At 72.4% G+C, this 8,046-nt stretch carries 1 protein-coding gene; it reads left to right on the top strand.

All coding sequences use genetic code 11. The features are described from left to right. The coding region (locus B9S58_RS31540; protein ID WP_146063591.1) for a non-ribosomal peptide synthetase at positions 1 to 8,003 on the top strand (8,003 nt) is incomplete at its 5' end. Positions 8,004 to 8,046: the final 43 nt, after the last annotated feature.

The raw sequence follows: 8,046 nt of genomic DNA, 5'->3' as shown, positions 1-8,046 counted from the left end.
TCGAGGCACTCAACCCGGACCGCACCGTCGCCCGGCACCCGCTCTTCCAGCACATGCTGGTCCTCCAGAACAACACCGCCTCCACCCTCGACCTCCCCGGCGTGACGGCCGAACACCACCCGCTGGACCACCGCGTCGCCAAGTTCGACCTCACCTTCTTCGCCGAGGAACTCCCCAACACGGACACCGGGTTCGGCGGACTGCGGTGGGACGTGGAGTTCGCGACGGACCTCTACGACCGCTCGACGGTGGAATCCATGACCAGCCGGCTGATCCGGATCCTGGAAGCCGTCGTGGCCGACCCCGACATCCCCGTCACGGGCATCGGCCTCCTGGACCCCGCCGAGGAACACCGGGCCCTGCACGAATGGAGCGGATCCTCAGTACCGGCCGGCGACAACCGCCCGGTGCAGACGGTGTTCGAGGAACAGGCCCGCAAGACCCCCGACCGGATCGCACTGATCCAGGGCGACGAACAGATCCCGTACAACCTTCTCGACACCCGCGCCAACCAGCTCGCCCGGCATCTGCTGGCCCGGGGCGTGCGACGCGGCGACATCGTCGGCGTGTACCTGGAACGCGGACCCGCCCTGGTCACCGCCCTGCTCGCCGTACTGAAAGCGGGAGCCGCCTACACACTGCTCGACCCGGCCTTCCCCGTGGAACGGCTCACCGCCGTCATCGCCGACGCCGGCGTACGCCACGTGGTGTCACGACGCGAACAGGCCGCCGAACTGGGCGAGGGCCCGGCATACGTCCTGCTCGACACCGACGAGGACGGCAGACGGATCGACCAGCTGGACGGCAGCGGCCCCGGCACACAACAGACCTGCGGCCCCGACGACGCGGCCTGCGTGATGTTCACCTCCGGCTCGACCGGCCGCCCCAAAGGCGTCGTGGCCCCGCACCGGGCCCTGGTCTCCACCTTCGTCGGACCCGACTACCTGGAGTTCCGACCCGACGACGTCTACCTCCAGTCCTCACCGGTCTCCTGGGACGCCTTCGCCCTGGAGATCTTCTCCCCCCTCCTCCACGGCGGAACCTCCGTCCTGCCCGTCGAATCACGCACAGACCTCACAGAACTGACCACCCTGGTCACCGAACGCGGCGTGAGCGTCCTCCAGCTCTCGGCAAGCCTCTTCAACGTCCTGGTCGACGACCACCCACAAGTCCTCACCCACCTGCGCACCGTCATGACCGCCGGAGAAGCCGCATCCGTCTCCCACGTCGAACGAGCCCGCACCCTCCACCCCCACCTGCGCATCCTCAACGGATACGGCCCCGTCGAATCCATGGGCTTCACCACCTCGTTCACCGTGGACGAGATCCACACCGGAGCCACATCGATCCCCATCGGCTCCCCCCTCGCCGGCAAACACGCCTACGTCCTCGACACACTGCTGCGCCCGGTACCACCCGGCGTCCCCGGCGAACTGTACGTAGCCGGCTCCGGCCTGGCCCGCGGCTACGCAGGCCGGCCCGGCCTCAGCGCCGAACGCTTCGTCGCCAACCCCCACGAACCCGGCAAACGCATGTACCGCACCGGAGACATCGCCCACTGGCGAACAGACGGCACCCTGGAATTCGTCCGCCGACAGGACGACCAGGTCAAGATCCGCGGCTTCCGCGTCGAACCCCGCGAAATCGAAGCAGCCCTCGCCCGCTTCCCCGGCGTCCTACAGAACACCGTCACAGCCCGCGAAGACCGCCCCGGCGAGAAACGCCTCATCGCCTACGCCGTCCCGGCCACGGGCAGCACACTCGACGCGGACGAACTACGCCGCTTCATAAGCCAGACACTGCCCGAATACATGGTCCCGGCAGCCGTCGTCGTCCTGGACGCACTGCCACTCACCCCCAACGGCAAACTCGACCGCAAGAAACTCCCCGAACCACCGATGAACGGCTCAGCCACCGGCCGCGGCCCACGCACCCCGACCGAGGAAGTCCTCTGCGGACTGTTCGCCGAAGTACTCGGCATCCCACGAGCCGGCGCCGACGACAGCTTCTTCTCCCTCGGCGGACACTCCCTCCTCGCCATCCGCCTCATCAGCCGCATCCGCTCAGCCCTCGGCGCCGAAGTCACCATCCGCACCCTCTTCACGACACCCACCCCCGCCGGACTGGCCACCGGACTCAGACCACCCACCGAAACACGCCCCGCACTGACAGCAGCACAAACACGACCCGACCCACTCCCCCTGTCATTCGCCCAACAACGACTCTGGTTCCTGGGCGAATGGGAAGAAGGCGGCTCGACCTACAACATCCCCCTCGCCCTCCGCCTCCACGGACCACTCGACCAGAACGCACTCAGCACAGCACTCGACGACGTCGCCCAACGCCACGAAGCCCTACGCACCATCTACCCGGCCGAAGGCGGAACACCCCGGCAGCACATCGTCCCCGACGCCCGGATCCCGCTGACGGTGACGGCCTGCCCGCCGGTCGAGATGACCGGGCGGATCTCCGCCGCCGCGGCCCACCTCTTCGACCTCAGCGACGAACTTCCCTTCAGAGCCGAACTGTTGGAGATCGGCGAGCAGGACCACGTACTTCTGCTCGTCCTGCACCACATCGCCGGCGACGGCTGGTCCATGGCCCCGCTGGCCCGCGACCTCTCCACGGCGTACGCGGCCAGGGTCGAGCGGCACGCCCCGGCCTGGACCCCGCTGCCGGTGCAGTACGCCGACTACGCGCTCTGGCAGCACGAACTGCTGGGCGGGGAGGACGACGGGAACAGTCTCGGCGGCCGCCAGCTCGCCTACTGGACGCGGACCCTCGACGGCCTGCCGGACCAACTCGAACTGCCCACCGACCGCGCCAGGCCCGAAGTGCCCAGCGGGCGGGCCGAGGCCGTGCACGCCTGGATCCCGGCTGAGCTGCACGCCCGGCTGGCCTCCCTCGCCCGGGAGTCGGGCGCGACCGTGTTCATGGTGCTGCAAGCGGCGCTGGCGACGCTCTACTCACGGCTCGGCGCGGGCACGGACATCCCGCTGGGCACAGCGACAGCCGGACGCACCGACGAGAAGCTGGACGACCTGGTCGGCTTCTTCGTCAACACCCTCGTACTGCGGACGGACACCTCCGGCGACCCCACCTTCCGCGAACTACTCGACCGGGTACGCACCACCGACCTCGACGCCTACGCCCACCAGGACCTGCCCTTCGAACGGATCGTCGAGGCACTCAACCCGGACCGCACCGTCGCCCGGCACCCGCTCTTCCAGACGATGATCGTCCTCCAGAACACCGACGACGGCGTGTACGAGCTGGCCGGGACCGCGGCCGAGGCGCATCCCCTCGAACACCGCGCCGCCAAGTTCGACCTCACCCTCGGCCTCGGCGAGAGCTTCGACGACGAGGGCCGGCAGGCCGGCATCAGTGCCGAGTTCGAGTACGCCACCGACCTCTTCGACCAGGCGACCGTGGCCGCCATGAGCCGCGGCTTCCTGCGGGTCCTGGAAGCCGTCACCGCCGACCCCGATGCGCCCGTCAGCCTCGCCGAACCGCTCGGCCCGGAGGAGCTGGACCGCATCCTCACCGAGTGGAGCACGTCCGTCCCGCCCGAGCTCTGGCGGGAGCTGGCGGTGGCGGACGCGACCGACACCCGTGCCGCCTACCTGCTGGACGACTCGCTCCGGCCGGTGCCGGCGGGAGTGGTGGGCGAGGTCTATCTGGCCACCGCCCCGCAGGCCGCGCCGGCCCGCGCCGGGGACCGCTACGTCGCCAACCCCTACGGCGGCACCGGATCGGTCATGTACCGCACCGGCCGGCAGGGCCGCTGGCACAGCGACGGCCGACTCGACCTGGGCTCCGGTGGACCCGCCCCGGACCCGTCGCCCGCGACGCCGGCGGCCCCCCGCTCCCGCGCGCCGCGCGGTCCGGCGGAGGAGGTGCTGTGCGCGCTGTTCGCCGAGGCGCTCCAGCTGCCGAGTGTCGGGGTGGACGACAACTTCTTCGCGCTGGGCGGCTATTCGCTGATGGCGACCCGGCTGACCAGCCGCATCCGTTCGGTGCTCGGCGCCGAGGTCGGCATCCGCACCCTGTTCGCCAACCCCACCCCGGCGGGGGTGGCCGGTGTCCTGCGCGAGGCCGGCGAACGGCGGCCCCCGCTGGTGGCGGCGGAGGTGCGACCCGACCCGCTGCCCCTGTCGTTCGCACAGCAGCGACTGTGGTTCCTGGGCGAATGGGAGGAAGGCGGCTCCTCCTACAACATCCCGCTCGCCCTGCGCCTGCGCGGACCGCTCGACCAGGACGCACTGAGCGCAGCACTCGACGACGTGGCCGAACGCCACGAAGCCCTGCGCACCATCTACCCGGCCGAAGGCGGAACACCCCGGCAGCACATCGTCCCCGACGCCCGGATCCCGCTGACGGTGACGGCCTGCCCGCCGGTCGAGATGACTGGGCACCTGGTCCGCGCCGCCCGGCACCCCTTCGACCTGGCAGCCGAACTCCCGGTGCGGGCGAACCTGTTGAGCGTGGGCAAGGACGACCACGTGCTCGCCCTGGTCCTGCATCACATCGCCGGTGACGGCTGGTCCGTCGCCCCGCTGGCCCGCGACCTGGCGACCGCGTACACGGCCCGCACCACGGGCGGGGCGCCCGACTGGGCCCCGCTGCCCGTGCAGTACGCGGACTACGCGCTCTGGCAGCACGAACTGCTGGGCGGGGAGGACGACGGGAACAGCCTCGTCTCGCGGCAGACCGCCTACTGGCGGGAGCGGCTCGCCGGCCTTCCCGAAGAGCTGGGCCTGCCCGCGGACCGGCCCCGGCCCGTGGTCCCCAGCGGCCGGGCGGGCGGTACCGCCGACCGGATACCCGCCGAGCTGCACGCCCGGCTGGTGGCCCTGGCCCGGGAGACCGGCACCACCCTGTTCATGGTCGTCCAGGCGGCGCTCGCGGCTCTGTACTCACGGCTCGGCGCGGGCACGGACATCCCGCTGGGCACGGCGATCGCCGGCCGTACCGACGAGGCGATGGACGACCTGGTCGGCTTCTTCGTCAACACCCTCGTACTGCGGACGGACATCTCCGGCGACCCGACCTTCCGCGAACTACTCGACCGGGTGCGGTCGGCCGACCTGGACGCCTACGCCCACCAGGAGCTGCCCTTCGAGCGGGTGGTCGAGGCGCTCAACCCGGTCCGGAGCACCGCGCGGCACCCGCTCTTCCAGACCATGCTGCTGTTCAAGAACGGTACGGGCGACTCACTCGTCCTGCCCGGACTCGACACCTCCGAGCACCCGCTCGACCTGCACACCGCCGAGTTCGACCTACTCTTCGGCGTGACGGAGAACGCCACCCCGGAGGGCGAACCGGACGGCCTCGACCTCTCGATCGAGTACGCCACCGACCTCTTCGACACCGGAACCGTCGAACTGCTGGCCGCACGGCTGGTTCGGCTGCTCGCGGCCGCCGCCGCCGAACCGGACGCGCCGGTCGGACACATCGATCTACTCGGCACGGACGAGCGGGCCCGCGTCCTCGGTGACTGGAGTGGTTCCACCGCCCCCGACCGGGGCGCGGCCGCCGACCGGCCCGTCCACACGTTCTTCGAGGAGCAGGCCCGCCGCCGGCCGGACCGCACCGCGCTGGTCCTCGACGACCAGCGGCTCACCTTCGCCGAACTCGACGCCCGCGCCGACGAGCTGGCCGCGGAGCTGGTCCGCAACGGCGCGGGACCCGAGCGGCGGGTGGCGGTCCTCCTGGAGCGCTCGGTGGAGTCGGTGGTCGCCCTGCTCGCCGTACTGAAGGCGGGCGCGGTGTACGTGCCGCTGGACACCGGCCACCCCGCCGACCGGATCGCCTACATCCTCGGGGACGCCGCTCCCCGGCTGCTGCTCACCTCGTCCGGGGTCGACCCGGCCCGGTACGCGAGCCAGCCCGCGGAAACAATTCTGCTCCTGGACCGCCCGGCCGCCGACCCGGGTGGCGTGCCCGGCGGGCCGGCGTGCGCCCTCCGGCCGGCCCATACCGCCTACCTCCTCTACACCTCCGGCTCCACTGGGCGCCCCAAGGGGGTGGCGGTCGAGCACCGCGCACTGACCAACCTGTTCCACAGCCATCAGGAGACGCTCTTCGCTGACCACCTCGCGGCCACCGGCCGGGAGGCGGCCACGGTCGCTGTCACCGCGCCGCTGTCCTTCGACGCCTCCTGGATGGGTGTCCTGGCCCTGTTCGCCGGCCACGAACTGCACCTGCTGGACGACGCGACCCGGCGCGACCCGGCGGCCATGGTCCGCTACACCGGCCGGCACGGGGTGGACTTCCTGGACACCACGCCCACCTACGGCCTGGAGATGCTGGAGCACGGCCTGCTCTCCACGCCGCGCCTGACCCCGCGCACCCTCACCTTCGGCGGGGAGGCCGTCCCGGAGCCGCTGTGGCGCCGGCTGCTCGACGTGCCCGCCACCACCGCGCACAACTTCTACGGACCCACCGAGTGCACGGTCGAGACGCTCACCACCCCGCTGGAGGCGACCGACACCCCGGTCATCGGCCGGCCCATCGCCCACGCCCGGGTGTACGTCCTGGACGAGGCGCTGCGCCCGGTGCCGGCCGGCGTCATCGGCGAGCTGTACATCGCGGGCGCCGGACTGGCCCGCGGCTACGCGGGACGGCCGGCGCTGACCGCGGAACGCTTCGTCGCCGCACCCTTCGGCGACGGGGAGCGCATGTACCGCTCCGGCGACCTGGCCCGCTGGCGGCGCGACGGCAGCGTGGAGTTCTGCGGGCGGGCCGACGACCAGGTCAAGGTCCGCGGTTTCCGGATCGAGCTCGGCGAGATCGAGGCGGTGCTCACCCGGCACCCCGGGATCGCGCACTGCGCCGTCGTGGTCCGCGAGGACCGCCCCGGCGACCGGCGGCTCGTCTGCTACCTGGTGCCGACCGCCGGCGCCGCGGCGCCGGACCCCGCCGGACTGCGCCGGTTCGCGGCCGGGGAGCTGCCCGAGTACATGGTCCCCGCCGCCTTCGTCCCGCTCACGGTGCTGCCGGTGACCGGCAACGGGAAGCTGGACCGCCGGTCCCTGCCGGCGCCCCGGTACGGCGGCCTCGGCAGAGCGCCGGAGACCGCGCTGGAGCACGCGCTGCACCGGATCCTCGCCGAGGTCCTCGACGTGCCCCGGATGGGCGTCGACGACAACTTCTTCGACCTCGGCGGACACTCCCTCCTGGCCACCCGCGCGGTGGGCCGCATCCGAGCCGAACTGCCCGGCGCGCTCCCCGGCCTGAGCGTGCAGGCGTTCTTCCGGAACCCCACGGTGGCCGGGCTCGCGGCCGGCACCGTCGACCCGGCCGCCGGACCCGCTCTCCTGGTCCCGCTGAGCACCCGGGGCGACCGCCCGCCGCTGTTCTGCGTGCATCCCGTCACCGGACTGAGCTGGGGGTACGCCGGCCTGGCCGGATCCCTGCCGGACCGTCCGGTCTACGGTCTCGACGCCGACCGGGACCCCGCTCACCGGCCGGAGGACCTGACGGCCCTGGCCGACGCGTACCTCGCACGGCTACGGACCGTACAGCCCGCCGGGCCCTACCACCTGCTGGGCTGGTCGCTGGGCGGCAACATCGCCCACGCGATGGCCTGCCGGCTCCAGGAGTCGGGCGAACGGGTCGGCGTGCTGGTGCTGCTCGACTCCTACCCCGTGCGCGGCGGCGACGGGCCGGCCCCGGGGCCGGAGGACATCGCCGCGTTCCTCGGCCGGGAGGGCGCGGGGGCCACCCTGGAGCCCGCCTTCGTCTCCGCCCTCGCCGAGACCGCCGCCCGCACCGTGGCCCTGGTGGAGGCCGCGCGCCCCGGCCGGTTCACCGGCGACACCGTCCACTTCACCGCTGCCGCCGGACGCGAGCCGGGCGCGCCGGTCCCCGCGGACTGGGCCGCCCACCTCGGCGGCCGGTTCACCACCCACTCCATCGACTGCGAGCACCTGGACATGACCCGGCCGGCCCCGCTGGCCGCCGTCGCCGGACTGCTCTCCCAAGACCCCCGCCTGGCCTGAGGGGCCGCGCCGATCCGCACCGTCGCGGCCTGCGACACGGCAC

The organism is Streptomyces sp. SM11 (assembly GCF_002910905.1).
GTDB lineage: Bacteria > Actinomycetota > Actinomycetes > Streptomycetales > Streptomycetaceae > Streptomyces.
This window is presented reverse-complemented; position numbering and strand designations above follow the sequence as displayed.